Source organism: uncultured Faecalibacterium sp., from assembly GCF_900066275.1.
GTDB classification, from domain to species: Bacteria; Bacillota; Clostridia; order Oscillospirales; family Ruminococcaceae; genus Faecalibacterium; species Faecalibacterium taiwanense.
The window spans coordinates 1-26,220 of sequence record NZ_FMFG01000020.1; the positions used below are offsets into that span (position 1 = coordinate 1).

Below are 26,220 nucleotides of genomic sequence, written 5' to 3' on the forward strand. Positions count from 1 at the left end.
CCCTCAAGAAAAGCTCCTAGACCTGCCGATACTGGCAACTCTGATACAGGCATCATTATGTAGTCGATTTCCGCGGGTTCTTCTGCGTCTGGCTGGTAGCGCCGAGATGCAATCAAGTCCATTTCGTACTCAGCGACTTTTTTTTGCCCGATGGCATTTAGAAGGGCGGGTTTCTGAAAGGTCTTTGTAAAGTAGGAAGGTCCTTCCTTGATGTTCAATGCGTGGCAGATCGCAACCAGTTGGTAGATGCCGGGAGTGGTGTATCCTTTTTCCCATTTACTGATTCCCTTGTCACTGACATCGACGCCATAGTGGCGGAGAAGTTCGGAGAAAGTTACAAGTGAATAGCCATTCCTTTTTCGTACAGCTGCGAGAATCAGACCAACCTCATTACTATCCCTTGCGGCGACTGCATCATAGCACACCGTAGATGGGGCTATGTGCATTTTGGTGAGCGCAGTTTTCTTTTTCATAGCAAGAACACTCCTTTGTGATCCGGTAGCTCTATTATAGTATAGAAAAGATAATAAATCAACAAGAAATCTCCAAAATGGCGACAAATGCGTAATTGACATCTCCATAAAGTGGGTGTATAATCGAATCAAATCCGCAAATAACAGCTTTTTGGTGTTGATTCTGGACCGAAATCGTGTATATTTGGCGTTTTTGAGAGGTGATAATATGAGAAAAGAAAATTTAAGATGCCCGATGTGCGGAACCATGAACTATGATGTAGATCTTGATGCAACCGACGGCTGGACAAAATGCCGTCTGTGCAAAGCAGTAACCTGCTCTATGGATGAGTGGAAAAAGCATACAGTGTCCGTTCCTCTGTTAAACGAAAAGCAGCTCGTGGCACGCAGTATGATTCGCAAGTAATACACGCTGCATTCTGATAAATCTGCAAAAAGGAGGAATTCTGATGTGTGGTGATTACAACCTTCGCCGTGAGAAAAGATACGTCGAAGTGGATGTTCGTTTTACTCCTGACGGCAAGATCCGTCCTCTTGCCATAAACTATGACAAGACTCGTACTTATGGAATTGATCGTGTCTTGGCAGTCAAGCACGGTACATCACGTTTTGGCGTGAAAGGGCATTGCTTCACCTGCCTGATTTGCGGGCAGAAGCGGAATCTTTGGCTTGAAAAGGGCAAGTGGTTTGTGGAAGCCTACTGTGCCACATCAGAAGGTAGGGCTTCATAATGGCAAGATACTTATCGCGTGCAGAACTTTCGTGCATAGCAGGCAAATATATTGAAATGTATTATGCACTCTTCGGAATAAGCAAAAATGACCCCGCTCCTATTAACCCAGAGCAGTTTGCAAATTCTGTTCTTGGACTGAACCTGAAGATGTTGCCGCTGTGTAGCGATGGTCACATCCTTGGATTAACGGTTTTCCAGAGATGTAGCTTCACAGCAACCCTTGAGGATGGAACAAAGCTTGTTGAAGTATTTATGCCGAGGGATATCGTAATCGATTCTGCTCTTGCGGCAGACAGATGCACTGGATGCCGGAATTTCACAATAGCGCATGAAGCAGCACATCAGATTTTGGCTGATCTGTTTCCGAACGACTACGGAAAAGCAGTCAAGTGCCGTGGGCACATTGCCTATCGGGAGAGAAACGGAAAGCCCTCGTGGGAAGAATGGCAGGCGGATACCCTTGCAGCAGAGCTGCTGATGCCAACATTTCTGATCAATGCCGAAATAGAACGTGTAGCGTTGACTCTGCCAAATGGGATTCTGTACAAATCAGTGTCTGACCCTAACTATGAAAAAATTCTGGAGATGGCTCGACGGATTGGGGTTTCTTGGTCTGCAATCAGGATCAGACTGCAGCAGATGCAGGTTATAAAAGGCAAACCCATCCACTGCCATCCATTGGACATCATGCGATTTGGAGAATGAATATGATTCAGTTAAAGAACCGTCCCTTTGCCGGTAAAGCACCGACTACTACACAGCAGGCAGAATTTAGCATAGGCTGGAGATTTTGCCCTGTTTGTGGAAATAAGTTATACCAAAAAATCGAGGGGTGTTCAGGTATACTACAAGTGAAGTGCAATAGATGCAAAGAAACCCTGAAACTTGATCTGGCATTTAGATGCCGGTGATTTTCCAGTCATTTTAACAAATACGGGTGCATTGCACCCTGAATATGGACTGTTCGCTCCGAGCAACGGGCCATTGCCGCAAGGCAATGTATGAAACGTGCTCCAAATAGCCGGGCAACAGCTGATTGAGAGATTTTCTTCGAAGATTCCTCAGTTGGTTGTTGTCCGGCTATTTTTTTAGCCTTCAGGAAGCCTGCTCCCGTAAAAAGGAGCAGGCTTTATGTTTGTCCGTTTTTCGTGGATGCCCCAAGCGGCTAGATATCCGTAGCAACTCCGAGTTTTCGACTTCTCACGCTTTATCGAAAATTTGGAGGTCACACATGAGCTTTGATCCGAATGCTATTGGTAACCGTATTTTTACTTTGCGTACAAATGCGAAGTTATCGCAGGAAAAACTTGCTGAAAAACTTGGTGTTTCCCATCGACACCTCGGCGATCTTGAAAGGGGAAGCTCCAATGGCTCTGTAAAAATCCTGATCGATATTGCAGAATACTTCCATGTCAGTATGGATTATCTTCTTTTGGGTCGAGATCCTTCTAGGAATCAGTTTCAAAATGAACTGCAAGCCGCTATTGAAAACATTTGTCCATCACACCAGCTACGGCTGTATGGTCTGGTTCACGAATGCTAAACAAGCAAATATCCGTAGGGAAACGTACACTTCCCAGCTAATGAAAGGTGGGCATTTTACAATGAACCTTCCACTTTTCATTAGCTCTGCTAATTTTCTGCTAATGAAAAGCCTTTTACTCGTTTTATTTCGGGGTTTGTGTTCTTTACTCAGATTGACAGCGCAACAAAAAATCAATTGATAAAACGTTACTTGTTTTACCTACTTTTGCCTAGGATTTATGGCTTCAGCCCCTACTCCTAAGCCTGAGGCCCCCGGTTCGAATCCGGGCGGGGACGCCATTTTAAGAAAATGCGAAGGTCATTTTTCCATGTGAAAAACGATCTTCGCATTTTTCATTTTGAACCGATCGCCAAAATTAGCCAGCGAATGCCATTAGCAGAATTTTCGGTTTCAGCTAATAAAATCAGGCTTCCAGCTAATTGAGGCCAAAATCGCCGTTTTCTATGCTTTATGCAACTTCACAGCATAAGAAAACCTTTTGGACATACAAAAAAGCGCAGAAGGCTTCCTTTGAGAAACACCTTCTGCGCTTTTTTGTTTTTACATTGCGATCCAGCCCAGAGCATTTGCCACAGAGCTGATCAGGATAATGGCCGCAAAGATGGGGCACAGATACTGGATCATGAAGTTGAAGATCTTTTTACGGCGGAAGGGCTTGCCGCCCAGCGTCACCTCTTCTTCGATCTTCTGCACGCCGATCACGCGGGACACCAGCAGGCAGATAGCAATGGCTGCAATGGGCATCATGACAGAGTTGGTGAGGAAATCGAAGAAATCCAGAAACTGCATTCCGAACACCGTCACGCCCGCCAGCGGGCCATAGCCCAGTGCCGAAAGGCTGCCCAGCGCCACCATGATCAGGCCGATCAGTGCCGTTGCGCGCTCGCGGCTCCAGCCCAGCTCGTCCTCAAAGGTGGAGACAGCGCTCTCGGTCAGGGCAATGGAGCTGGTCACGGCTGCAAACAGCACCAGCAAAAAGAACAGGATGCCCACCACATGGCCAAAGCCCATGCTCTCGAACACCTTGGGGATGGTAATGAACATCAGCGCCGGGCCGGCCTGCAGGGTGTCCGGGTCGCCGCCGGAGAAAGAAAACACCGCCGGAATGATCATCAGGCCCGCCATGATGGCAATGGCCGTGTCAAACACCTCCACGTTCTCGGTGGATTCCTCAATGGAGACCTCCTTCTTCATATAGGAGCCAAAGGTGACCAGAATGCCCATAGCGATGGACAGCGAATAGAACATCTGGCCCATGGCCGTGACCACCGTCATCCAGGAAAAGTTTGCCACGTTCGGCACCAGAAAATATCTGACGCCGGCCAGTGCACCCGGGCGCGTGACCGAGTAGCCCGCAATGACCACCGAAAGCACCACCAGCACCGGCATCATCACCTTGGAAACACGCTCCACGCCGTTGCGCACACCTGCAAAGATGATGGCCAGCGTAAAGGCCGTGAAGATCAGAAAGCACACCTCTGCCGACAGTCCGCTGGAAATGAAATTGGAAAAATAACCGTCCTGCGAAAGCTCACTGCCATGGCCGCTGATATATTCCGACAGATAGCGGATGACCCAGCCGCCGATGACCGAATAGTACGGCACGATCAGAATGGGAATGACCGCATTGATCCAGCCGCCGAACCGCAGGCCGCCTTTTTTGCCAAAAGCTCCAAAGGCACCCACCGGGCTTTTGTGGGTCATGCGGCCCAGTGCCGTTTCGGCCACGATCATCGTGTAGCCAAAGGTGACGGCCAGCACGATGTACACCAGCAGAAAAATGCCGCCGCCGTATTTCGCGGCGAGGTACGGAAACCGCCAGATGTTGCCCAGACCCACCGAAGCGCCTGCGGCCGACAGCACAAAGCCGATCTTGCCGGAAAAGGCGCTGCGCTTTTGTTTTTGCGTATCCATGATTTAATTCCTCTTTTCCTATATTCCTATACACAAGTGGCCTTAGTGTACCATATCTGTCCGTCAAATACAATGGTCCCGCCTGTTTGCGTGCAAAAAACAAACAGCGCCCCGCAAGGGAGCGCTGCCTGTCTTTATAAGAGGTATACGCGTTGAGCTCAGAAGATGCTGTAGCCCAGCAGCTGCGGCAGGGCGGTGGTAAGCGGGCCCCACAGGCTGATGGAGATCAGAACGATCACGTTGCAGATCACGTAGGGCGCTGCGCCCTTGAAGATCTCGATGATGGGCATACGGTTGATCTTGTTGCAGGCGTTCAGGCACATGCCGACCGGCGGGGTGACCAGACCAATGGCCAGACCGGTGATCATCATGGCACCGAACTGCAGCGGCGAGAAGCCGTACTGCACCATGACCGGCAGCAGGATGGGGGTGAGCAGCAGGATGGCCGGGCTGACGTCGATGAAGGTGCCGATCATCAGGATCAGCACATCAAAGATCAGTGCAATGGCCCATGCGGGCATGTTCAGGGACATGAAGAAGGCACCCACCGTCTGCGGCACCTTCTGCATGGTCAGCACCCATGTAAAGATGGTGGTAAAGCCGATGATGAGCATGATGGAGGAAGAAGAGATCAGGGTCTTTTTCAAAGCCTCCCAGACACCCTTCCATGTCAGCTCCTTGTAGACGAAGAAGCCCACCAGCATGGAATACAGCACGGCCACACCGGCACTTTCGGATGCAGTGCACACGCCGAAGGAAACGCAGATGATGATGAACAGCGGCATGATGAGGGCAGGAATGCCGGAAAGCAGGCTCTTGGCGGCGCGCTTGCCGTCAAACTTGACCTTTTCCGGATGCCAGCCCTTCTTGGCGCTGATGATGTACACCAGCACCAGCTGGGTCAGACCAATCAGGATGCCGGGCACGGCACCTGCCACGAACAGCGCACCCACCGATGCACCGGAGATCATGGAGTAAACGATCATGGGGGTGGAGGGCGGGATGATCATGCCCATGGTGGAGGATGCCACCGTGATACCGGCAGAAGCTTCCGGCGGGTAGCCTTCCTTCTCCATGGCGGGGATCAGGATGGAACCCAGAGCCGAGGTATCGGCCACAGAGGAGCCGGAAATACCGCCAAAGATCATGGAAGCCACAATGTTCACTTCGCCCAGACCGCCGCGGATGGGCCGCAGCAGCTCCATGCAGAAGTTGATGATGCGCTGGGTGATGCCGCCGGTGTTCATCAGTTCGCCAGCCAGCATGAACAGCGGCATGGCGATCATCAGCTCACTGTAGGCACCGTTCCACACGCGCTGCGGCAGCATGGTAATAAAGGTAGGTGCATAGATCAGGATGTAGGTCACACAGGAAGCGCCGATGGCGAAGGCCAGCGGGATGCCCAGCGCGGCAAAGAAGATCAGCAGCACCAGAAGGATGAGCATTGCCATAGTTGTGTATTCTCCCCTTTCCGCTTATGCGTCGTCACGGCTCAGCGCCTGATTCTTGGGCGCAAAGTAGGAAATATCGGCCTTGTACAGGGTGATGATCTTGATCACGACGCAGATGGCACAGATGATGCCGCACACCGGCATGATGCCGTACATATACATCATGGGGATCTCCATGCCCTGACTGATCTGCTTACCGGCAACGCCCACATACTTGAAGCCCTGATAGGTGAACACCAGCACCACGGCCAGCACGATGAGGTAATTGACGATAGCCAGCCAGCGCTTGCGGGCAGGCTTGACACCGTCGTAAAGGATGTCGATCATGACGTGCTCGTCCTTGATCACGTTGATGCCCATGCCCCAGAAGGTGGTAAAGGCAAACAGGGTGGTGTTGAACTCTGCCAGCTGCTTCCAGCTCAGGGAGAAGCAGTAGCGCGCAATAACGGTAAAGATCACAAGAGCCGCCAGCAGTGCCATGGCGATCACGCCGATGGTAAAGTATATGTCAAACAGCTTCTTGCCGATTTTTTTCAGCTTTTCGATGGTGCTCAGCCCCTTTCGGTTATTTTACAACTTTTTCCATTGGCCTGTTACAGCAGAGGGCAGCCCGCAGGCTGCCCTCTCGCCTTTACCGTAACATGGCCGTTTTTTGCCTTTGGTCGTTTCTGCTTATGCCTTTGCGACGATATCCTGCATCTCCTTGATCTCGTCGGCAGTGCAGATGCCCTCGGTGACACACTGGTCGTACACGGACTGCACAGCGGTCTGGAAGGCCTTCAGCTCATCGGCAGAGGGCTCGTAGACTTCGCAGCCGGAATCCACGATGGTCTGCTTTGCGGCGCTGGAGTTCTTGTCGATCAGCTCGTCGTTGTACTCGCCCATCTTGGTGGCGCACTCGGTAATGATATCACGGTACTCCTCGGGCAGGCCGTTCCACCATGCTGCGTTCACATAGAAGGGGTCCGGATGGAACTGGTAGTTGACCTCGGTGAAGTACTTCTGCACTTCATAGAACTTCATGCCCTCCACATTGACCCAGGGGTTCTCCTGACCGTCTGCCACGCCGGTCTTCAGGCCCATGTACAGGTCGGAGTACGGGATGGTGGTGGTGGTAGCACCCATTGCCTGGAAGGTCATGTCAATGGTCTTCATGCCGTTGGTGCGCATCTTCAGGCCCTTCAGGTCTGCGGGAGCCTTGATGGGGTGCTTGGAGTTGGAGAACTGGCGGTAGCCGCCTGCATCGCACAGGTTAATGATGACAGTGCCCGTCTCGCCTTCGGCCTCAGCGCACACCTTCTGTGCCAGATCGCTCTGCAGCAGAGCCGTGACCTGCGCACGGGTGTTGGTCAGGAAAGGCAGGGTGAACATCAGCAGACGGGGGCTGAAGTCGAACTGACCGCCGCGCATGCCCTGCACGGTGCCGGCCACGACCTGCTCCAGCATCTCCTTCTCGGTGCCCAGCTGGCCGTTGCCGTAAACTTCGATCTTCACATGGCCGTTGGTGGCCTCTGCCACATCGGCGGCAAACTGCTCCATGGAAACAAAGCGGGGGTTGCCTTCGGGCTGTGCATGACCAACGGTCATGGTGAAGTCGCCCAGAGATGCAAACTTGTCCTCACCGGCTGCTGCGGCACTTGCTGCAGTGCTGGTGGATGCTGCGCCGGAAGCAGCCGGAGTGGATGCACCGGAACCGCCGCAGGCTGCCAGAGCACCTGCAGCTGCCATTGCACCAGACACCTTCAGGAAATTGCGACGAGAGATCTTTTTCATAATCTTCTTCCTCCTTGTTTCAGGGGTGCCTTTTTACCTTATACGCTAGCAAAGTTTTTGGCGACCCCTGTATACAGCATTTTCATTGCACGCTAATCGTAACAGAAAATTCACATCCGCACAAAAGCCAAACTTCACCAACTTCGTAAAGTTTCTTTGTGCATAACTAACAATCTTATCCGTTTCTCGTGAAAGATGTTACAATCTGATGACACAATCCCGTTCATTTTCATCTGATATATCAATTTTTGTCAGATATGATAAATTTTGGAGCTTTTCCTATACTTGTATACAGGCTATTGTATACTTCATTCTCATGCGTTGACAATCTCTTTTTGGCAGGCTAAAATAGAAATGTCTTATCATCAACTATGTAAATGGAGTGTGAGCACATGGCTGAACAGCTGCATCCGGAGGACATCTACCAGACGCTGGAATATGAGATCGTTACGCTGAAGATCAAGCCCGGAGAGACCATCAGCGAAAATCAGCTGTGCAAACGGTTCGGCATTTCGCGCACACCGGTGCGCGCTGCCCTGCAGCGGCTGGAACAGAACGGCTTTGTGCAGATCATTCCCTGCAAGGGCACCATCGTCACCCCCATCAATCTGGATATCGTGGATCAGATCGTATACCAGCGCACAGCCGTTGAAAGCACGGTGCTGCGCGATTTCATTCAGGTCTGTTCGCCCAAAGAGTACATCGAAATCAAGCACAAATATGACCTACTGGAAGAGATGGCCCAGACCATGACCGACCCAGACAATGTGGATATCAATGCCTTCCTGACGCTGGATCTGGAAATGCACGCCATCTGGTTTTGCAGCATGAACAAGTGGTACATCTGGCAGAACCTGACAAAGCCGCAGCCGGATTATTCCCGCTTTACCCGTCTGGATGTGGTGCGGGCCAACAATGTGCCGGATGTGCTGAGCGAGCACCGGGAAATTTTGCGGGTGATCCGGGAAAAAGACCTGGATGCCATTGAACCGCTGATCCGGCGGCACCTGTACGGCGGCCTGCGCCGCATGGGCACACAGCTGTATGCAGAAAAGTACAGATCCTATTTTACCGGCATCTGAACCAATGAAAAACAGGCGCATCCGCCAGCCTTTCGGCCTTTGGATGCGCCTGTTTCGTTTTTTGTATAATTTACTGCTTGTGGTACTTGCGGTCTTCTTCCTCGTAAACAGGGTCACAGGTCAGGTACATTCCCAGCCGGTTCAGGGTGCTGGTATCCACACCCGAAAGCAGCACGGTGGAGTGCACATCGCAGCCCTTGAGGTTGGGCAGCTGATGCATGGCCGCTGCAGCCTGCTCGTTGGAAGCAGCCGAGCTGGAAAGCGCGATCAGAATCTCGTCGGTGTGCAGGCGGGGATTCTTGCCGCCCAGATAGTTGGTCTTGAGGGTCTGGATGGGCTCAATGGAAGCCGCACTCACAAGGTCGGTCTCCTGCGGGATACCGGCCAGCACCTTGAGAGCATTCATCAGAGCAGATGCTGCTGCACCCAGCAGCGGACCGGTCTTGCCGGTAACAACGGTGCCGTCCGGCAGCTCAATGGCGGCAGCAGGGGCCCCGCCGGTGCTCTCGCTGCGGGCATGAGCCTGCTTTTCCACTTCGCGCTGGCCCACGGTCAGGTCGGCCTGATTCATCAGCAGTTCCAGCTTGTAGCGCTCGGTCTCCTTGACCGTGCCGGTGATCTTCTGCTCACACAGGCACTTGAAGTAGCGGCGCAGGATCTCCTTGCGGGAGGCTTCGCGGCAGACCGCATCGTCCACGATGCAGTTGCCTGCCATGTTCACGCCCATGTCCGTGGGGGACTTATACGGGCTTTTGCCGGCGATCAGCTCAAACATGGCGTTCACCACCGGGAAGATCTCAATATCGCGGTTGTAGTTGACGGTGGTCACGCCGTAGGCTTCCAGATGGAACGGGTCGATCATGTTCACATCGTTCAGGTCGGCTGTAGCGGCCTCGTAGGCCAGATTCACCGGGTGCTTGAGGGGAATGTTCCAGATGGGGAAAGTCTCGAACTTGGCGTAACCGGCCTTCACGCCGCGCTTGTACTCATGGTACAGCTGGGAAAGGCAGGTGGCCATTTTGCCGCTGCCGGGGCCGGGGGCCGTGATGACCACCAGCGGGCGCTGGGTCTCGATGTAATCGTTCTTGCCGTAGCCCTCGTCGCTGACGATGTGGGCCACATCGTTGGGATAGCCGGGAATTTTGTAGTGGCGGAAGGTGCGGATGCCCAGACTGTTCAGCCGCTTTTCAAAGGCCTCCACCTCCGGTGCAGCGGCGTACTTGGTCACGCACACGCTGCCCACATACAGGCCTACTTCCTGGAAGGCATCGATCAGGCGCAGCACATCCAGATCGTAGGTGATGCCGTAGTCGCCGCGAATCTTGTTGCTGATGATGTCCTCGGCGCTGATAACGATGACCACCTCGGCCTGATCCTTCAGCTGCAGCAGCATCTGCAGCTTAGAATCGGGCTGGAAGCCCGGCAGCACGCGGGACGCGTGGTAATCATCGAACAGCTTGCCGCCGAATTCCAGATAAAGCTTGTTGTCGAACTTCTTGATGCGCTCGCGGATATGTTCTGACTGCATCGAGAGATATTTGTCGTTGTCAAATCCAATTTTCATCGTTCGTTTCCTTTTTCCTCTTTGCTGTGCCCGGCACACCGCACCGGAACTTTTCCATAACAGAAACAGTATACCACACTCAAAAACCGGGTGCAATCCAAAAGGGCGGCTTCAAAGTTTTTTCCAGCAAATGCGGTGTTTCGCGCTGTTCTTTGCTGCATTTTTTGTGAAAATGGTTCTTGCCGCGTTTTTGACAGCGGGTGTATCATGTTATATCTGATTGGATTGGAAGTCGTGGGCGGTTACTTTTTCTTTTTATCCTTCTGATCCTTCGCGCGATCCTGCGTAATACAGCAAGCCCCCGGGTCTCCCCGGGGGCTTGCTGCAGCTTTATGAAGTATCTCGAATATGGAAGGAATGGCGTTTATTCTGCGTCGGTACGGTTTTTCTTGAGCAGGCTCAGGATCACAGCACCCAGAACGCTGCCCACAGCCAGCGCCACACAGTACAGAGCGGTATGGTCCACGACTGGGAACACGAAGATGCCGCCGTGCGGTGCACGCAGAGCGCAGCCGAAGGTCATGGAGAGCGCACCGGCCACCGCTGCACCGGCCACGCAGCTGGGCAGGACGCGCAGCGGATCTGCTGCTGCATAAGGGATCGCACCCTCGGTGACGAAGCACAGGCCCATGACGTAGTTCACGATGCCGTTGCGGCGCTCGTCGGCAGTCCACTTCTTGGGGCAGAAGGTGGTGGACAGGGCGATGGCGATGGGAGGAACCATGCCGCCCACCATGACAGCGGCCATCACCTCATAGTTGCCGGAGGCAAGGGCTGCCGTGCCAAAGACGTAAGCTGCTTTGTTGAACGGGCCGCCCATATCAATGCTCATCATACCGGCCACGATGGCACCCAGCAGCACCTTGGAGGTTCCGCCCATGGCGTTCAGGCAATCGGTCATGGCAGTGTTGATCATGCCCATGACCGGGTTGATGCCGCACATCACCGCGCCAAGGATGAGCATACCGCCCAGCGGGTAGATGAGCATGGGACGGATGCCGTTCAGGCTGGCAGGCAGCTTTTCGGTGATCTTTTTCAGCAGCTCGACGATATAGCCTGCAGCAAAACCGGCCAGCAGTGCAGCAAGGAAGCCGCCGGAAACACCGGTGGTCTCACCCGCTGCAATGCCTGCAAAGTTGGTGCCGTTCATGGCCAGCACACCGCCCACAAAACCGACCGCCAGACCCGGACGGTCCGCGATGGACATGGCGATGAAGGCAGACAGGATGGGCAGCATGTAACCGAAGGCTGCGCTGCCCACCGTCTTAAAGAAGGCAGCGACCGGGGTGTTCATGCCAAAGTTGGAGGGATCGATGGTGTAATCGTCCAGCAGGAACGCCAGTGCGATCATGATGCCGCCGCCCACCACGAAGGGCAGCATGTGGGAGACACCGTTCATCAGGTTCTTGTACAGAGTGCGGCCAAAGCTATCCTTGCCGGAAGCATCCTCGGCGGCCTGTGCGCCGCCCTCGGCGTGGTAAACAGGCACCTCGCCGTGCACGATCTTCTTGATGAGCTCCTCCGGCTTGTGGATGCCATCGTCCACCCGGGTGAACAGCACCGGCTTGCCGTCGAAGCGGGCGGTCTCCACCTTCTTTTCTGCTGCCACGATGATGCCGTCGCAGTTTGCGATTTCTTCTCTGGTGAGGATGTTCTTGGCACCGTCCGAGCCATTGGTCTCCACCTTGGTGGGCAGGCCCAGCTTGTCACCGGCCTTGGTCAGGGCTTCCGCTGCCATATAGGTGTGGGCGATGCCGTTGACGCAGGCGGTCACGGCCAGAATGCGGTAGCCGCTCTGGGGGATCTCCTGCTGGGTGAAGCTCTCCGCGCCGAACTGAGCCTCCTCCTGTGCATCGATGCAGTCAAGGAACTCTGCCGGGGTCTTTGCAGCCTTCAGCTTTTCTACAAAGTCCTCGTTCATCAGCATCTGCATCATACGGGCCAGCATGTCCACATGCAGGCTGCCGTTTTCCGGAGCCGCAATGGCAAACAGCAGGTCGGTGGTACCGTCGTCCTCGGCGTTGTACTGCACAGGGCTGCTCAGCCGCAGCGCCGCCAGACTGGGCCGGGTGACTACATTGGTCTTGGCGTGGGGCACCGTGATGCCGTTGTCCACATAGGTGGAGCCCTCCGCCTCACGGGCATAAAGGGCCTTTTTGTAGGCATCCTTGTCCGTGATGTTGCCATGGGTGGCCTGCAGCTCCACCAGACGGCTGATGATCTGCTCCTGATCGGTCAGAGCCTCATCCAGTGCGATGGACTGCGCGGTGAATAATTCCGTAATACGCATGATTTTTCTCCCTTCCTGTATAACTGCAACCCTCTCCGTCACAGAGGGTCAGATTTCCTTCATCAGTTCGTCGATTTTTTCTTTGGTGGCAAGGCCAAGGCTGAACGCCGTTGCACTGCCGCAGGCTGTGCCCAGACGCAGTGCAAAGGAATAGCTCCGGGTCTGCATCCAGCCAGCCACAAAGCCGGCCACCATGCTGTCGCCTGCGCCCACGCTGTTTACGACCTTGCCCTTGGGGCAGCCGATGCGGTGCACCTCGCCATTTTCGTCCACCAGCAGGGCACCGTCGCCCGCCATGCTTACCAGCACGTTGCGAGCGCCCTTTTGCTGTAGGGTGCGGGCCGCAGCAATGATCTCTTCGTCCGTAGTCAGCACCCTGCCCACGATCTCGCCCAGCTCGTGGTTATTGGGCTTGATGAGGAAGGGGTGGTACTGCAGCACGTTCACCAGCAGGTCGCGGGTGGCATCCACCACAGCACGCACGCCCCTGCCCTGCAGCCGGGCCAGCAGCCGCTCGTAGGTATCCTGCGAAAGGCTTGCCGGGATGCTGCCCGCCAGAATGAGGATATCATCCTCGTTCAAGCTGTCCAACTTCTTTTCCAGCTCCTGCATGGCGCTCTCCGGAATGTCGGGGCCCGCGCCGTTCAGCTCGGTCTCCTGCCCTGCCTTGATCTTGACATTGATGCGGGTCATGCCCTGTTCCAGATGCACAAAATCGGTCTTTAAGCCCTGTGCAGCAAGGCCGCGTTCCAGCCATGCGCCGGTCTCACCGGCCACAAAGCCCAGCGCCACGCTCTCGCAGCCCAGCTGTGCCAGCACACCGGACACATTGATGCCCTTGCCGCCCAGCACGCAGTCCTCGCCTTTGGCGCGGTTCACCTCGCCTACTTCCAGCGGTGCATCCAAACGCACCACATAGTCAATGGCCGGGTTGAATGTTACGGTATAAATCATACTTCCGTCTCCTTTACCAGCGTGAATTGTTTGTATTTGGGATTGGGGCAGCGGTTGGTGAGAATGGAACCGCCCTGCAGGTCGGCAATGACTGCCGGGTAGATGCGGGAAAACTTGGCATCATCCACAAGGAACCAGGCTTCCCGTGCACGGTGCACTGCCGCTGCTTTCACGGCAGCTTCCTCGGGGTCCGGCGTGGTAAAACCGGCATCCAGCGCCACACCGTTGGCACCCATGAACGCCTTGGTAAAATTGTAGCGCTGCAGGCTGGTGACTGTGGGTGCACCCACAATGGCTTCGGTCTCGGGCCGCAGCAGTCCTCCGGGCAGATACACCCGGCAGCCCTTTCGGGCCAGTGCCCGGGCATGGGCCACGCCGTTGGTCACATAGCTGGCTTTGAGGGCATCCTCCGCCAGTGCGCGCACCAGCTCCAGCGTGGTGGAGCCTGCATCGATGAACACAAAATCATCGGCGTTGATGAGCTCTGCCGCCGCCTGCGCGATGCTGCGCTTCTGCTCCACAGCCTGCGACTCCTTGGCCTCCATGGTGGGTTCATCCGCCAGAAAACGGCTGTCCGGCAGGGTGGCACCGCCGTGCACCTTGTTCAGCTTGCCCAGCCGGTCCAGTTCGGTCAGGTCGCGCCGGATGGTGGATTCGCTGGTATTCAGCGCCTCGCACAATTCCTGCACCGTCACGGTGCGCTTGCGGTTCAGCTGTTCCATGATCAGGCTGAAGCGTTCTTCTGCCAGCATCGGCATCCTCTCCTTTGGTTTGATCTTATCTTTGACGGTTTATGACCGTTTGTGCGCTGTTTTGGTTGATTGCATCTTTATTATAGCAAATACAGCACCAAAATCAATCACTTTCAGTCAATTTCATTCATTTTCGTACACAAAAAATTGTCTTTAAATTTGTGCAGGGAGCACAAAAGCTGGGATACAAGCATTTTGTGCAAACAAAAAAACCGCCGTGCGTACCAATCGCACAGCGGCCGGAGAGATGGCTTATTGAGGAATCACTCGGCAGTCCAGTAGAAATCGTCGCCGGGCATTGCGCCGCCCACTGCCTTGGGGTCGGCATCAAACAGCACCTGCAGATAAGCAGATGCGTTGGTCTTGAGCTCGTCGCCGGTCAGGCAGACGATGTTGCAGTTGGGCAGGGCCTTCTTGGCAATGGCAGCCTTGGCCACAACACCCTGCTCCTCGCACAGAGCGGCAGTGCCGTCCAGATCGGTGTTGGCAGCTTCCACGCTCTTGGCGTAGTCGGTAAGGAATGCGGCCACAACATCCGGGTGTTCCTCGGCATACTCCTTGCGCACCACGGTCACGCCGGTGATGAGCTGGGTATCCGCAACCTTGTTCCATTCCTCGGTCAGGTCGAGGGCCACACGCAGGGTGTCGTCCTGCAGGCCGGCTGCAGTCACATAGGGCTGGGGCAGAACTGCAATGGCATCCTCGGTATTGGCCATCTGGGCCGTGACCTCGGTGGCCTCGCTGTAGTATTCAATGGTCACGTCCTTGTCCGGGTCGATGCCGTTGGCGTTCAGAAGATAGCGCAGCACGTACTCCGGCGTGGTGCCCTTGCCGGTGGACAGGATGGTACGGCCTGCAAGGTCTGCCATGGACTGGATCGTATCACCGCCTTTTTCCACTACGTACAGCACGCCCAGCGTGTTGACGGCCACAGCCTGAATGCCGCCTTCCGTCTTCTGATACAGGGTGGCGGCCAGATTTGCCGGGATGGCAGCCATGTCCAGCTCGCCCTTCATCAGCAGCGGCACGATCTCATCGGCAGCGCCGTAAAGCTGCAGGTCGTAATCCATGGAAGCGGTGCCATCCTCTTCCATGCTCAGCAGGTTGACAAGGCCCATGGTGGTGGGGCCTTTCAGGCCAGCAATGCGCAGAGCATCGGTGGTGGACAGTTCCTTTGCTTCCTCACTGGAAGCGGCTTCCGAAGCAGCCTCGGGGACAGCTTCGCTGGAAGCTGCACTGGATGCAACAGAGCTGGATGCCGCACCGCCGCAGGCGGCAAGGCTCAGCACAAGGGCCAGAGCCAGCAGCACAGATGTCAGTTTTTTCATGCGGGGTTCCCTCTTTTCCTCATCAGACAGCGCGATTCCTGTGCCGCAAAACTTTGCACAGAATCATCGGACTGTCTTTTTATATTTTTTACAAAGCAAATTTGCAAAATCATTTGCTTTGCGGGTCTAAGTTTACTATAATAGAATCAAAAATACCGTTGCGTGTGCAACGGAATTGCAGGAGGGCTGTGGGAAGCCGGATCTTTCCCACGGAATTGTGATGAAAAACTTTCTTCCGCTGTTATGCTCCACCTCTTTATTCAATGGTCTGACCTCTGAAGAGCTGCAGACCCTGCTGGCTCAGCTGGGTGCCGTTATGCGCAGCTATGGCAAAGGCGAAGCGCTTGTTCTGGCGGGCGAACCCAACCGCAGGGTGGGCATCGTACTGTCCGGTGAGCTGGAAGCCTACCGTCCCGGGCCGCAGGGTGCGCGCATTCCCATCACCCACATGGAACCGGGCGGCGTGTTCGGCGATGTGCTGAGCGGTTCCAGTCTGGCAAGCCCGGTCACGGTGATGGCTTCGGTGCCCTGCGAGGTGCTGCTGATCCCCTACGAGCGGCTGCTGCTTTCGGATGGCAGTCCGGCGCACCAGCAGACATTGCGCAATCTGGTGCGCACCATCAGCGATAAATATTTTTCCCTCTCCCGCCGCATCGACCTGCTGGTGCTCAAAAGCCTGCGGGCCAAAGTGTGCGCCTATCTGCTCAGTGAAGCCGAGCGGGCTGGCAGCCTGACCTTCAGCATCCCGTTCTCCCGCATCCAGCTGGCAGATTACCTGAACTGCGACCGCAGCGCCCTCAGCCGTGAGCTGAGCCAGATGCAGCGGGACGGCCTGCTGGACACCTACAAGAGCAGCTTCAAGCTGCTGGAGCCTGAGGTGTTGAAGCAGATGGTGCAGCGACCATTTGAATAGCCGCCGCGTGCGCTTTGGCTGTATTCAGCTTAAATTTTATTTTTATATTTGAGTTTTAGAAAAATCTGCGAATTTTTCTAAAACTCTTTTTCACTGGAAGGCCGTAACCGTCAGCGGCATCATCTTGTTATTTTTAATATAGGAGTATTTTTAAATATGTCAAAACCGATTTTATGGATCGTGATCCCCTGCTACAACGAGGAGCAGGTGCTGCCCATTACAGCTCCCCTGTTTCTGGAAAAGATCAGCGGCCTTGCCGCACAGGGCCTTGTGAGCGAGAAGAGCCGGGTGCTGTTCGTGAACGACGGCTCCAAAGACAAGACATGGGAACTGATCCAGAGTTTTGCCGCACAGGACGAGCACTACATCGGCATTTCCCAGAGCCGCAACCGCGGCCACCAGAACGCCGTGCTGGCAGGCTTGATGGAGGCACTGCACAGCGGCACCTGTGATGTTACCATTTCCATCGACTGCGATGGTCAGGACGACATCAACGCCATGGACGAGATGGTTAAAAAGTATCTGGACGGTGCCGAGGTGGTCTACGGCGTGCGCAGCCGCCGCGATACAGACACCTTCTTCAAGCGCTTCACCGCCGAGGGCTTTTACCATGTGATGAACGCTCTGGGCGCAGACATCGTGTTCAACCACGCAGACTACCGCCTCATCAGCACCCGTGTGCTGGAAAGCTTTGCCGACTACAGGGAAGTGAACATTTTCCTGCGCGGCATGGTGCCTCTAGTGGGCTTCCGGAGCGATGTTGTCACCTACGAGCGCCATGAGCGCCTTGCCGGTGAGAGCCACTATCCGCTGAGCAAGATGCTGGCCCTTGCCTTTGACGGCATCACCAGCCTTTCCAACAAGCCTATCCGCATCATTACCGGGGCGGGCATCGCCGTGAGCCTGGTCGGCTTTATCGGAGTCATCTGGGCCATCGTGTGTGCCGCCATGGGCAGCAGCGTGGCCGGCTGGGCCTCCATCGTGTGCATCGTCTGCTTCATGAGCGGCGTGCAGCTGGTGTGCTTAGGCGTGATCGGCGAGTATATCGGCAAAATTTATATGGAGACGAAAGCCCGCCCGCGCTACATCATCAGCGAGCGCACCTGGGCACCCTACGAAAGGAAGTATCACGGATGAGCAAACAGAGCTGGCGCGGCAGCACCCTGCTGAACCCGGAACCGCCGGTACTGGTGTCCTGCGGCGGGCTGGAAAAGCCCAATCTCATCACCATCGGCTGGACGGGCACCATCTGCACCCAGCCCAGCATGGTGTCCATCAGCGTTCGGCCGGAGCGCTACAGCCACCACCTCATTCAGGAAAGCGGACAGTTTGCCATCAATCTGCCCACCGAAGCGCTGGTGCGTTCGGTGGACTGGTGCGGCGTAAAAAGCGGCCGTGATGTGGATAAATTTGCCGCTTGCGGCCTGCATTCTGCCCCCGGCAGCGTGCTGACCGACTGCCCCATTCTGGAAGAAAGCCCGGTGAATCTTGAGTGCAGGGTGACCCAGGTGATCCCGCTGGGCAGCCACGACCTGTTCCTTGCCGAAGTGGTGGCCTGCGATGTGGACGAAAGCCTGCTGGACGAAAACGGCAAGCTGTGTCTCGAAAAGGCAAAGCTCATCGTCTACAGCCACGGCGACTATCTGGCACTGGGCAAAAAGCTGGGCACCTTTGGCTACAGCGTGCGCAAGAAAAAGCCGGTAAGGCGTAAAAAATAATTTACATTTCATCGCTTGACTTTTGCCCAAAACTGCATATACTAAAGATAGGCAATGTAGAGAGATTGAATCCATCGGGTTCATGCCGAAACACGAAGCCCCCGGTAGTGTCAGTACCGGGGGCTTCTTTTAGTGTTTGCTGCCCTTGCCGATCTTACCGTCGATCCATGTGCACAGATAGTAGGCAACTACCTGCGCGGCAACGGTTTGGATAAATGTAGAGAGAGTTTCCAAGGGGTTCACCTCCTTTCCGCGGTTAGGGGAATGGAGAAGGGCCGCAGGAACAGTATAGCACAAAAACCGGTATCGCGCAATTTTGACGCAATACCGGTTTTTGTGCATTTATTCGTGCTTTACGCGCTGGATCTCGCCCAGATCATAGGGGGTGTTCTGGTAGACATAGTAGTTCAGCCAGTTCTCATACAGCAGGTGGGCGTGGGCACGCCAGCGGAACAGCGGCGGTTTGGACGGGTCATCATCCGGGTAGTAATTCACCGGCACATGGATGGGCAGGCCCTTGTCCACATCGCGGCGGTACTCTGAATCCAGCGTGTATTTGTCATATTCCGGGTGGCCGGTGACAAAGATCTGCCGTCCGTTCTCGGTGCTCATGAGGAAAGGCCCGGCCACATCGCTCTCGGCAAGGATGCGCAAAGCCTTACAGTTGTCCACATCCTCGCGGCTGATGCTGGTGTGGCGGCTGTGGGGCGCATAGAACACCTCGTCAAAGCCGCGCACCAAAGGGTTCGACGGGCGTGTGACCCGGTGCTCGAACACACCGAACATCTTTTCCGGCAGCAGCTGCTTGTGCACGCCGTAGTGGTAGTACAGGCCAGCCTGTGCACCCCAGCACACATGCAGGGTGGAGTAGACATTCGTCTCGCTGAAGTCCATGATCTCGCACAGCTCCGGCCAGTAATCCACCTGCTCAAAGTCCATGGTCTCCACCGGTGCGCCGGTGATGATCATGCCGTCGTAGCGGTTGTTCTTCACCTCGTTGAAGTTCTTATAGAACGATTCGAGGTGTGCTGCCGAAACGTGGGTCGCCGCATGGCTGGCCGTCTGCAGCAGGGTCATGTGCACCTGCAGCGGGGTATTTGCCAACAGACGGGCGATCTGGGTCTCGGTGGTGATCTTGGTGGGCATCAGGTTCAGGATCAGGATCTCCAGCGGGCGGATGTGCTGGGCAAGGGCGCGCTCACGATGCATGACGAAAATATTTTCGTTGTAGAGGGCATCGTAAGCAGGCAGGGTCTTGGGGATGATCAGCGGCATAGTTTCGTACTCCTAACGATTTAGAATAGCCTCCGCTGACGCTCTGGCTATCTTCAGCGGAATTTATTTTTATATTTTGCGTTTGTCGCGCCCTGCGGGGCGCTCCAAACGCGTTTTTACGAGAAGGGCCGGAACCGATAGATGCTGCTGAACTCACCTTTTAGATCTTATCCAGCGCCTGTGCAATATCTGCGATGAGGTCTTCGCTGCTTTCCAAGCCGCAGCTCATGCGCACCAGCTCTGCGGGCACACCAGCAGCTTTCAGCTGCTCATCGTTCATCTGGCGGTGGGTGCTGGATGCAGGGTTCAGGCAGCAGGTGCGGGCATCGGCCACATGGGTCTCGATGGCTGCCAGCTTCAGATTCTTCATAAAGATGCTTGCAGCCTCACGACCGCCGGCCAGACCAAAGCTGACCACGCCGCAGCTGCCATTCGGCAGATACTTCTCCGCCAGTGCATGGTACGGGCTGGACTCCAGACCGCAGTAGTTCACATAGGCCACCTTGGGATGGCTTTCAAGGAACTCTGCCACAGCCATGCCGTTGGCGCAGTGGCGCTGCATCCGCACATGCAGGCTTTCCAGACCGAGGTTCAGCATGTAGGCGTTCATGGGCGACTGCATGGAGCCAAAGTCACGCATCAGCTGCGCGGTAGCCTTGGTGATAAAGGCACCCTCTTTGCCGAAACGCTCGGCGTAGGTGATGCCGTGGTAGCTGTCGTCCGGGGTGCACAGGCCGGGGAACTTCTCGGCATGGGCCATCCAGTCGAACTTGCCTCCGTCCACGATGGCACCGCCCAGCACTGCGCCGTGGCCGTCCATATACTTGGTGGTGGAGTGGGTGACGATGTCCGCGCCCCACTCAAAGGGGCGGCAGTTGACCGGCGTGGGGAAGGTGTTGTCCACGATCAGCGGCACACCGTGGGCGTGAGCAGCCTTGGCAAACTTCTCAATGTCCAGCACGGTCAGAGCCGGGTTTGCGATGGTCTCGCCGAACACCACCTTGGTGTTGGGCCGGAATGCGGCGTTCAGCTCTTCCTCGGTGCACAGCGGGTCCACGAAGGTGGCTTCAATGCCCATCTTCTTCATGGTGACCGAGATCAGGTTGAAGGTGCCGCCGTAGATGGTACTGGATGCCACGATGTGGTCGCCTGCTTCGCAGAGATTGAACAGGGCAAAGAAGTTTGCAGCCTGACCGCTGCTGGTCAGCATTGCGGCCGTGCCGCCTTCCAGCTCGCAGATCTTCTTAGCCACAAGGTCGCAGGTGGGGTTCTGCAGACGGGAATAGAAGTAGCCGTCAGCTTCCAGATCGAACAGCTTGCCCATGTCCTCGCTGGTGGCATACTTAAAGGTGGTGGACTGGATAATGGGGATCTGGCGGGGTTCGCCGTTGCCGGGGGTGTAACCGCCCTGCACACAGATGGTATCGCGATTCATACTACATACTCCTTTACTGGGTTTGTCCATATAGCACAATTCCCCGCAGGAGTGCAGCAGCCTCCGGCGGGGAATTGAAACGTTAAATTTTAGTTCCCGTTCGGGGGCAAAATGAGGAGAGGACTCCTTCCGTCAAAGCCTTTCGGCTTTGGCAATACCGGAAAGTTTTCCTCTTCGCCAGAGGCTCCCTCTCCGGGGGAGCTGGCGCACGAAGTGCGACTGAAGGAGTTACTTCCGCAGCCGCTTATCGCTTCTGGTGGCCCAAGCAGTGCCCAAAGTCTGGAACACCTGAACCATCAGCACCAGCAAAATGACACACACGATCATGATATCGGTCTGGTAGCGGTAATAGCCGTAGGACAAAGCGATCTTGCCCAGACCGCCGCCGCCAATGACACCGGACATGGCCGAGTAGCCCAGAATGGTGGTCAGTGCGGTGGTCATGCTGGAGATCAGGCCGGGCAGGCATTCCGGGATCATCACCTTGGTAATGATCTGGAACGGCGTTGCGCCCATGCTCTGGGCGGCTTCCACCACGCCCTCGTCCAGCTCGCGCAGGCTGGTCTCCACCAGACGTGCCACGAACGGGAAGGCTGCCACCACCAGCGGAACAATGGTGGCTTTGGTACCCACCGTGGTGCCCACGATGGCACGGGTAAGCGGGAATACACAGATCATCAGGATCAGGAAGGGAACACTGCGCAGGATGTTGATAACGATGTTGAGAATGTGCATCAGCCAGCCGGGCAGCGGCAGAATGCCGTCCTTATCACCGGCCACCAGCAGCACACCCAGCGGCAGGCCCAGCACCAGCGCAAACGCGGTGGAAAGGACCGTCACATAAAAGGTCTCCCAGATGGCAAAACCGTAATCTGCAATACTCATTCGCCGGTCACCTCCTCTACCGTAATGCCGGGCTGGGCGCGCATATAGGCCGCAGCCTGCTTGGCCTGCTCCACATCAGCGGGCAGCTTGAGCAGCATGGAGCCGTAGCACTGGCCGCTCAGATCACGGGTGTCGGCACTGAGTACCGACACCAGAATGCCTTTTTCTGCAGCAAGGCTTGCCACCAGCGGCTTTGCCGTGGACGAACCGTTGAAGGTGACGCGCACCACATGGTCGTCCGGGGCAAAGCTGGAAAGGTCCCGCGCAGCGCTGCCGCCATTGGGGGCCACCAGACGCCTTGCTGCGGGCGTTTTGGGGTTCGAGAAGATCTCCTGCACGGAGCCTTCCTCCACCACAACGCCGCCATCCAGAATGGCAACGTGATCGCAGATCTCTTCCACAACGCTCATCTGATGGGTGATAACCACAACCGTGATGCCCAGCTTCTTGTTGATGTCCTTGATCAGGGTCAGGATAGCATGGGTGGTGTTGGGGTCCAGTGCGCTGGTGGCTTCATCGCAGAGCAGAACTTTGGGGTCCGTTGCCAGTGCGCGGGCAATGGCAATGCGCTGCTTCTGGCCGCCGGACAGCTGTGCCGGGTAGGCGTTGGCCTTATCGGGCAGGCCCACCACTTCCAGCAGCTCTCTGGCACGCTTTTCGGCATCCGCCTTTTTCACACCGGCCAGCTCCATGGGGAAGCAGATGTTCTTCAGGCAGCTGCGCTGCATCAGCAGGTTGAACTGCTGGAAGATCATGGTGATATCGCGGCGGCGCTCACGCAGCTGGGCTGCGTTTAAAGTCTCCATAGCGGTGCCGTCGATCACAACGCTGCCCTCGGTGGGGCGCTCCAGCAGGTTGATGCAGCGCACCAGCGTGGATTTGCCCGCACCGGACATGCCGATGATGCCATAAATGGAACCATCCGGGATGGTGAGGTTGATGTCCTTCAGCGCATTTACCGCGCCGTCCTTCATCTGGAAGGTCTTGGAAAGATGTTTGATCTCGATCACAGAAATTGCTCCTTGCTGTTGAATAAACTCCTTCAGTCAAACCCTTGCGGGTTTGCCAGCTCCCTCATGGAGGGAGCCTGAAACAGAACGGTCAGGCAAAGACCCCCTCCCCGAGGGGGCTGTCACCGCAAGGTGACTGGGGGAGTTTGCTTAACCCTCGATCGGTGCCAGACTGTCCTGCTTGCCGCCGTAGATGCCCATAGGCTCCACGTGGATGCCGGCAACCGTCACCAGATGGGTGCCGTGCTCTGCATTGAAGTCGTCCAGATACGGCTGATGCTGGAAATAGTTGGTATCGCACTGGCCGTCCTCAACGATGTTGTTGGGAATGATGTAGTCGTCGTACTCCTGAATATCCAGCGTGATGCCCTTTTCGGCCAGAATGTCCTTGCAGATCTCCAGAACCTCGCAGTGAGGAGCCGGAGTAGCAGCGCAGCTGACGGTCTCGCCGTTCAGTGCATCGTAGTCGATGGAGGAGTCATAGCCGTCGGTGGGGTTCTCCACAACGGACACCACAGCGCCCTTGTAGTTTTCATCCATGAAGTCCTTCACCTTCTGGCTCTGCAGAGCAGCGGCCAGAGCCTTGATCTTCGGCTCTTCCTGATTGCCGTCCTTGCAGACCAGAATATTGACGTAAGCAGAGGTGCCGTCCTCCATTGCCAGAGCATCGGTCATGGGGTCCAGACCAGCGGAGATGGCGTAGTTGGAGTTGATGACGGCGTAGTCCTCGTCCTGCAGGACGTTGGGCACCTGAGCAGCCTCGACCTCATCGACGGAAACATTCAGGGGGTTCTCCTCGATGTCCTTTGCGGTTGCGGTCAAGCCTGCATCAGCCTTCAGCTTAAAGAAGCCGTTCTTCTCCAGCAGGGTCAGGGCGCGTGCCTCGTTGGTGGTGTCGTTGGGCACAGCCACCTTCACCTTGTCCAGCTTAGCCACAGCAGAAGAAGCTGCGGAAGAAGCAGTGCCGGAAGCAGCAGAAGATGCGGTGGAAGAAGAACCGCCGCATGCGGTCAGGGCAGCTGCAGCAGCTGCAGCTCCGGTAACTTTCAGAAAATCACGACGAGTAATCATAGTTTTGTTCCCTCTCTATTTGCTTATTATAATGTACAGCGGCCCACACGGCACAGTTCCGTGCTAAGGGCCTTTGACGGATGCATGAAAAAAGCTCCCGTCCTTGACCTTGAGCCAACGCTCAGACAAGGACGGGAGCATAACATACTTCCGTGGTACCACCTTGGTTTACCATACCCTTGCGGGCACAGCCTCAATGCTGCGGCAGCTTTGCTGCTTACAGCCGGACGCTGTAACGGGCGCTCCCGTTGCAGACTTAGCACTCATGCGCCTCGCCCACACGGCTCCGAGACCATTTTCAGCTTCCTGTTTCCTGCCCTTTTCCATCGCCCGGGCTTTCTGGTAAGGATCAATGCGAAGGCCTACTCTTCTCTTCACAGCCATTTTTGTGATATTGCATTTATAATAATCCAATCGACCGGATTTGTCAACACCTACAACGAAGTTTTTTAGTAGGAAATTGCGTTTTTTTATCTTGTGCGCCAGCCGCGGACATGGTAGAATAAGACAGCATTATTTATAAAGGAGGTGCGGCAATGAACAGCCGCGAGGTTTTCCCGGATGAAGAACTGCGCCGCCGCATCATGGATTTTATCATGGCGGCGGGCCAGACATTGCTGGAAAACGGTGCCGAGGTGTTCCGGGTGGAGCAGACCATGGAGATCATGGCCCGGTCATTCCACCTGCGGGAGTTCCATGTTTACGTGCTGACCAACGGCATCTTTGCCAGTGCGGGCACCGCCGAGATCAGCGAGGTGCGCAATGTGCCTACCCGCACCACTCATCTGGGCCGGGTGGCGGCAGTGAACGCCCTCTCCCGCGAGATCGCAGAGGGCAGCATGTCGCTGGACGAAGCCGAGAGCCGTCTGGTGCTGGCGCGGTGCATCCCTTTTCCCAAGGACTGGGTGCAGCTGGTCAGCGGCATGTGCGGTGCATTCTGCTTTGCGCTGATCTTCGGCGGCACACTGCGCAGTGCACTGGCGGCGGCACTGGCAGGCTTTCTTGCCAGCGGCTATTTGCTGCTGTGTGAGCAGCACGAGCTGCCCGGCGGCTTTTGCAAGATCAGCTGTGCTGCGCTTATCACGCTGGTGTGCATTCTGGCCTGCCGAGTGCTGGGCACACCGGCCAGTCATTCTATTATCGGTTCGCTGATGATCCTGACCCCCGGCATCGCCTTTACCATGGGCATCCGCGACTTTGTGCACGGAGATTACCTCTCCGGCACCATCCGCATGATCGATGCGCTGCTCATTGCAGCCAGCATTGCCATTGGCACCGGCCTTGTGCTGAGCCTTTATACATTCTTTACGGGGGTGGTCGTGGCATGATGTTGACCAGTACACAAATTGGGGAGCTGGCCGCGCAGTTCTTTATTGCCGGCGCAGGCACCCTGAGTTTTGCCGTCCTGTTTGCGTGCCCCCGCAAAAGCCTGCCCTTCTGCGGGCTGGTGGGTGCCGTGGGCTGGTTTGTCTACGAGCTGGCCGTGATGCTGGGGGCAGACAGTGCCGCAGCCTCTCTGCTGGCGGTCATTCCGCTCACCCTGCTCACCCGCGTGTTTGCCATTGTGATTAAAATGCCGGTAACGGTGTTCCTGCTGTCCGGCATCTTCCCGCTGGTGCCCGGTGCGGGCATCTACTACACCGCCTACTATTTTATACAGGGCAACAATGCGCTGGCCCTTTCCAACGGCATCAGCACCTTTAAAGTAGCCGTTGCGCTGGCCATCGGCATCACGCTGGTGCTGTGTGTGCCGCTGCCGAAGCGGAAGTAAGACCCTCTCAGTCACGCCTGACGGCGTGCCAGATTCCCCCTTTTGTCGCTGCGCGACATCTTCCCCCGGAGCGGGGGAAGTCTTTCCTCTCAGGGGGAACTGGCGAACGCAGTGAGCCTGAGAGGGTTTATCTTGCCGCTTTGCGGCAAGACGGAAGGGGTACACACGCCACCCCAAAAACAGCCGCAAACATTTTATATAAAAGCAAAAAGATGCCGGCAGGTCGTTTTCAACCTGTCGGCATCTTCGTGTTTATGCAATCAGTTCAGCTGTACTTAGCGG

At 55.8% G+C, this 26,220-nt stretch carries 24 protein-coding genes; 9 read left to right on the top strand and 15 right to left on the bottom strand.

Annotated elements, in window-relative coordinates:
• A partial coding sequence (locus tag QZL71_RS08115) for a helix-turn-helix domain-containing protein (protein WP_294648445.1) occupies window positions 1-473 on the bottom strand: 473 nt, incomplete at its 3' end.
• Between the two features lie 449 nt (window positions 474-922).
• Here QZL71_RS08115 and QZL71_RS08120 point away from each other — a divergent pair.
• The 3 genes from QZL71_RS08120 (at window position 923) to QZL71_RS08130 (ending at window position 2,749) form a co-directional block, all read left to right on the top strand.
• Entirely contained in the window at window positions 923-1,204 is a 282-nt protein-coding gene (locus QZL71_RS08120; protein WP_005928337.1) for a hypothetical protein, read from the top strand.
• Window positions 1,204-1,911 carry an ImmA/IrrE family metallo-endopeptidase gene (locus QZL71_RS08125; RefSeq protein ID WP_181573319.1) on the top strand — a complete coding sequence of 236 codons (708 nt, stop codon included), beginning with the start codon at window positions 1,204-1,206 and terminating at the stop codon, window positions 1,909-1,911. The genes QZL71_RS08120 and QZL71_RS08125 overlap by 1 nt, the downstream gene beginning before the upstream one ends.
• A 526-nt stretch (window positions 1,912-2,437) precedes the next feature.
• Entirely contained in the window at window positions 2,438-2,749 is a 312-nt protein-coding gene (locus tag QZL71_RS08130) for a helix-turn-helix domain-containing protein (protein ID WP_294648446.1), read from the top strand.
• A gap of 543 nt (window positions 2,750-3,292) precedes the next feature.
• Here QZL71_RS08130 and QZL71_RS08135 read toward each other — a convergent pair.
• From QZL71_RS08135 to QZL71_RS08150, 4 genes are all read right to left on the bottom strand, one after another.
• On the bottom strand, window positions 3,293-4,666 hold the full coding sequence (locus tag QZL71_RS08135) for a sodium-dependent transporter (RefSeq protein ID WP_154261127.1): 1,374 nt from the start codon (window positions 4,664-4,666) through the stop codon (window positions 3,293-3,295).
• Window positions 4,667-4,824: 158 nt separating this feature from the next.
• A complete protein-coding gene (locus QZL71_RS08140) occupies window positions 4,825-6,117 on the bottom strand; it encodes a TRAP transporter large permease (protein ID WP_097780898.1) in 1,293 nt (430 codons plus the stop codon).
• 24 nt (window positions 6,118-6,141) lie between these two features.
• On the bottom strand, window positions 6,142-6,597 hold the full coding sequence (locus QZL71_RS08145) for a TRAP transporter small permease (RefSeq protein ID WP_005946464.1): 456 nt from the start codon (window positions 6,595-6,597) through the stop codon (window positions 6,142-6,144).
• Between the two features lie 192 nt (window positions 6,598-6,789).
• Window positions 6,790-7,890, bottom strand: a complete 1,101-nt coding sequence (locus QZL71_RS08150) for a TRAP transporter substrate-binding protein (protein WP_223388112.1) — start codon at window positions 7,888-7,890, stop codon at window positions 6,790-6,792.
• Window positions 7,891-8,282: 392 nt separating this feature from the next.
• Between QZL71_RS08150 and QZL71_RS08155 the strand changes: the two genes are divergently transcribed.
• Window positions 8,283-8,972 carry a GntR family transcriptional regulator gene (locus QZL71_RS08155; protein ID WP_294648447.1) on the top strand — a complete coding sequence of 230 codons (690 nt, stop codon included), beginning with the start codon at window positions 8,283-8,285 and terminating at the stop codon, window positions 8,970-8,972.
• Window positions 8,973-9,042: 70 nt separating this feature from the next.
• On the opposite strand, the gene QZL71_RS08160 is transcribed toward QZL71_RS08155, so the two are convergent.
• From QZL71_RS08160 to QZL71_RS08180, 5 genes are all read right to left on the bottom strand, one after another.
• Complete coding sequence (locus QZL71_RS08160; protein WP_294648448.1) at window positions 9,043-10,536, bottom strand: DUF1846 domain-containing protein; 1,494 nt, start codon at window positions 10,534-10,536, stop codon at window positions 9,043-9,045.
• Window positions 10,537-10,900: 364 nt separating this feature from the next.
• Window positions 10,901-12,826 (bottom strand): PTS fructose transporter subunit IIABC, encoded by a 1,926-nt coding sequence (locus QZL71_RS08165; protein WP_120120958.1) that lies wholly within the window; start codon window positions 12,824-12,826, stop codon window positions 10,901-10,903.
• 48 nt (window positions 12,827-12,874) lie between these two features.
• The gene (gene pfkB / locus QZL71_RS08170; protein WP_005946476.1) at window positions 12,875-13,780 is read right to left on the bottom strand and encodes a 1-phosphofructokinase; all 906 of its coding nucleotides are present in this window, start codon (window positions 13,778-13,780) and stop codon (window positions 12,875-12,877) included.
• Window positions 13,777-14,532 (bottom strand): DeoR/GlpR family DNA-binding transcription regulator, encoded by a 756-nt coding sequence (locus QZL71_RS08175; RefSeq protein ID WP_294648449.1) that lies wholly within the window; start codon window positions 14,530-14,532, stop codon window positions 13,777-13,779. Before QZL71_RS08175 ends, pfkB begins: the two co-directional genes overlap by 4 nt.
• Window positions 14,533-14,795: 263 nt before the next feature.
• The gene (locus QZL71_RS08180; protein WP_294648450.1) at window positions 14,796-15,860 is read right to left on the bottom strand and encodes an ABC transporter substrate-binding protein; all 1,065 of its coding nucleotides are present in this window, start codon (window positions 15,858-15,860) and stop codon (window positions 14,796-14,798) included.
• 220 nt (window positions 15,861-16,080) lie between these two features.
• Here QZL71_RS08180 and QZL71_RS08185 point away from each other — a divergent pair, with 220 nt between their 5' ends.
• The 3 genes from QZL71_RS08185 (at window position 16,081) to QZL71_RS08195 (ending at window position 18,491) form a co-directional block, all read left to right on the top strand.
• Window positions 16,081-16,773: a Crp/Fnr family transcriptional regulator gene (locus QZL71_RS08185; RefSeq protein ID WP_294648451.1), complete on the top strand. Its 693-nt coding sequence runs from the start codon at window positions 16,081-16,083 to the stop codon at window positions 16,771-16,773.
• A 156-nt stretch (window positions 16,774-16,929) separates the two neighbouring features.
• Window positions 16,930-17,910, top strand: a complete 981-nt coding sequence (locus QZL71_RS08190; RefSeq protein ID WP_294648452.1) for a glycosyltransferase family 2 protein — start codon at window positions 16,930-16,932, stop codon at window positions 17,908-17,910.
• Window positions 17,907-18,491, top strand: a complete 585-nt coding sequence (locus QZL71_RS08195) for a flavin reductase family protein (RefSeq protein ID WP_294648453.1) — start codon at window positions 17,907-17,909, stop codon at window positions 18,489-18,491. The genes QZL71_RS08190 and QZL71_RS08195 overlap by 4 nt, the downstream gene beginning before the upstream one ends.
• A gap of 342 nt (window positions 18,492-18,833) precedes the next feature.
• On the opposite strand, the gene metA is transcribed toward QZL71_RS08195, so the two are convergent.
• The 5 genes from metA to QZL71_RS08220 form a co-directional block, all read right to left on the bottom strand.
• The gene (metA, locus tag QZL71_RS08200) at window positions 18,834-19,766 is read right to left on the bottom strand and encodes a homoserine O-acetyltransferase MetA (protein WP_294648454.1); all 933 of its coding nucleotides are present in this window, start codon (window positions 19,764-19,766) and stop codon (window positions 18,834-18,836) included.
• A gap of 160 nt (window positions 19,767-19,926) precedes the next feature.
• Entirely contained in the window at window positions 19,927-21,201 is a 1,275-nt protein-coding gene (locus QZL71_RS08205; RefSeq protein WP_097780906.1) for an O-acetylhomoserine aminocarboxypropyltransferase/cysteine synthase family protein, read from the bottom strand.
• Window positions 21,202-21,429: 228 nt separating this feature from the next.
• Window positions 21,430-22,086 carry a methionine ABC transporter permease gene (locus QZL71_RS08210; RefSeq protein ID WP_097773982.1) on the bottom strand — a complete coding sequence of 219 codons (657 nt, stop codon included), beginning with the start codon at window positions 22,084-22,086 and terminating at the stop codon, window positions 21,430-21,432.
• The gene (locus QZL71_RS08215) at window positions 22,083-23,096 is read right to left on the bottom strand and encodes a methionine ABC transporter ATP-binding protein (RefSeq protein WP_005946498.1); all 1,014 of its coding nucleotides are present in this window, start codon (window positions 23,094-23,096) and stop codon (window positions 22,083-22,085) included. The genes QZL71_RS08210 and QZL71_RS08215 overlap by 4 nt, the downstream gene beginning before the upstream one ends.
• A 150-nt stretch (window positions 23,097-23,246) precedes the next feature.
• Window positions 23,247-24,167, bottom strand: coding sequence for a MetQ/NlpA family ABC transporter substrate-binding protein (locus tag QZL71_RS08220; protein WP_097773984.1), 921 nt, complete (start codon window positions 24,165-24,167; stop codon window positions 23,247-23,249).
• Window positions 24,168-24,703: 536 nt separating this feature from the next.
• Between QZL71_RS08220 and QZL71_RS08225 the strand changes: the two genes are divergently transcribed.
• Together QZL71_RS08225 and QZL71_RS08230 are read left to right on the top strand one after the other, a co-directional pair.
• On the top strand, window positions 24,704-25,495 hold the full coding sequence (locus QZL71_RS08225; RefSeq protein WP_005946503.1) for a threonine/serine ThrE exporter family protein: 792 nt from the start codon (window positions 24,704-24,706) through the stop codon (window positions 25,493-25,495).
• Entirely contained in the window at window positions 25,492-25,938 is a 447-nt protein-coding gene (locus QZL71_RS08230; RefSeq protein WP_294648455.1) for a threonine/serine exporter family protein, read from the top strand. Before QZL71_RS08225 ends, QZL71_RS08230 begins: the two co-directional genes overlap by 4 nt.
• Window positions 25,939-26,220: the final 282 nt, after the last annotated feature.